1 protein-coding gene is annotated in these 359 nt (G+C 61.3%); it reads right to left on the reverse strand.

Going from position 1 to position 359, the window contains the following annotated elements; genetic code table 11:
- Positions 1-359, reverse strand: a 359-nt coding sequence (locus ACODTW_RS28305) for a hypothetical protein (RefSeq protein ID WP_488949561.1), incomplete at both ends; no start/stop codon positions are given.

Here is a 359-nt window from a genome sequence, read left to right on the forward strand (position 1 = left end):
GAAGCCGCTCGATCTGCGCGGTCATCTCCTGCAATGCGGCCAGGGCCGCTTCCTGGTCGGCTGCTTTCGCCGCCTCAAGCTGCTCGTTGGTCTCTACAAGCGACCTGTGATCAATTTGAAGCCGCTCGATCTGCGCGGTCATCTCCTGCAATGCGGCCAGGGCCGCTTCCTGCTCCAGCTTCCTTGCCTCAATCACCTGCTGCATATGTTCTTCAGACAGGAAAAGGCTCTCCCTCGCAGCCGCCACCCCGGCTTCCAGTTCTGCAATGCGCTGCTGTGCCTGCTCATCCACCAGACGCGATTCTTCCCGCGCATTGGCCGTGGCAAGGGTCAGGGCGTCGATGGCTTGCTGCTTTTGC

It is taken from the genome of Niveispirillum sp. FG148 (assembly GCF_057809655.1).